1 protein-coding gene is annotated in these 1,552 nt (G+C 71.9%); it reads right to left on the reverse strand.

Going from position 1 to position 1,552, the window contains the following annotated elements:
* Positions 1-1,478 (reverse strand): MDR family MFS transporter (locus ACSNOC_RS27690; RefSeq protein WP_436750321.1); only part of this gene is annotated, 1,478 nt, incomplete at its 3' end.
* Positions 1,479-1,552 lie beyond the last annotated feature (74 nt).

Genomic DNA, 1,552 nt, shown 5'->3' on the forward strand with positions numbered 1-1,552 from the left:
GGGCCGCGGCGGGAGCCGTCCGGCTTCCGGGCGGGCGGGCCGCCGCGCAGGGGGACCTCCTGCACGAACCAGGCCGCGACGAGGGCGACGATCGCGATCAGGCCGCCGACCAGGAACGCCGCCTGGGTGCCGGACGCGACCGCGTGCTGGTACGCCTCGCGGGCCGCCACCGGCAGGGCCGCCAGGCTTTCGGCGTCGAGCTGCGCCGACTCGGCCGTCACCGCCGAGCCGCCGCCCCCGGCCATCTCGTCCTGGACCCGGCTGGTGAAGAGCGCCCCCATGACGGCGACGCCGAACGAGCTGCCCAGCGTGCGCGACAGGGTCGAGGTCGAGGAGGCGACGCCCATGTCCTTCAGCTCCACGCTGTTCTGGGCGACCAGCATGGTGATCTGGAGCAGGAAGCCGAGGCCCGCGCCGAACAGCGCCATGCAGACGCCGGAGGTGATCCGCGAGGTGCCGGTGTCCATCCGGGAGAGCAGCAGCAGTCCGGTCACCATCAGCGCGCTGCCCACGAGGGGGTAGATCCGGTAGCGGCCGGTGCGGGTGGTGGCCCGGCCCACGAGCAGCGAGACCACCGTCATGGCGAGCAGCATCGGCAGCAGCAGCAGCCCGGAGTTGGTGGCCGAGGCGCCCTGGACAGCCTGCTGGAACAGCGGCAGGTAGACGATCGCGCCGAACATCACCAGCCCGGAGATGAAGCCGATGACGGCGACCAGCGTGAAGTTCCGGCTGCGGAAGAGGTGCAGCGGCAGCACCGGATCGGCGGCGCGCGCCTCGACCCGCAGGAACGCGGCGAGCGCGACGACGCCCACCACGATCAGGCCGACGATCGGCGCGGAGCCCCAGGCGTATTCGGTGCCGCCCCAGGTGGTGACGAGGACGATCGCGGTGATGCCGAGCGTGAGGAGCGCGGCGCCCGGGTAGTCGATGCGGCCGGCGGCGCGCTTCTTCGGCAGGTGCAGCACCACCGTGACCATGGCGAGGGCGAGGGCACCGAGGGGCAGGTTGATGTAGAAGGTCCAGCGCCAGCCGAGGTGGTCGGTGATGACGCCGCCGACCGCCGGGCCGCCGATCGTGGCCAGGGCCATCGCGCTGGCGATCATGCCCTGGTACCGGCCGCGTTCGCGCGGCGGTATGAGGTCACCGATGATCGCCATCGTGCCGACCATCAGACCGCCGGCGCCCAGGCCCTGGATGACGCGGAAGCCGATCAGCTCGCCCATGTTCTGCGCGAGGCCGGAGAGCGCGGAGCCGACCAGGAAGATGACGATCGCGGTGAGGTAGGCGCCCTTCCGGCCGTACATGTCACCGACCTTGCCCCAGAGGGGGGTGGAGGCGGCGGTGGCCAGGGTGTACGAGGTGACCACCCAGGACAGGTGCTCGACGCCGCCGAGGTCCCCGACGATGGTGGGCATCGCCGTTCCGATGATCATGTTGTCCAGCATGGCCAGCATGATCGTGATCAGCAGCGCCATCAGGACGACGCGGACACTGCGCGGGGCGCCCGGCCCGGCCTCGCCGGTCCCCCCGCCCCTCTCGGCCTGTCTCTTAT

Source organism: Streptomyces sp. URMC 129 (assembly GCF_051386415.1).
Classification (GTDB): Bacteria; Actinomycetota; Actinomycetes; order Streptomycetales; family Streptomycetaceae; genus Streptomyces.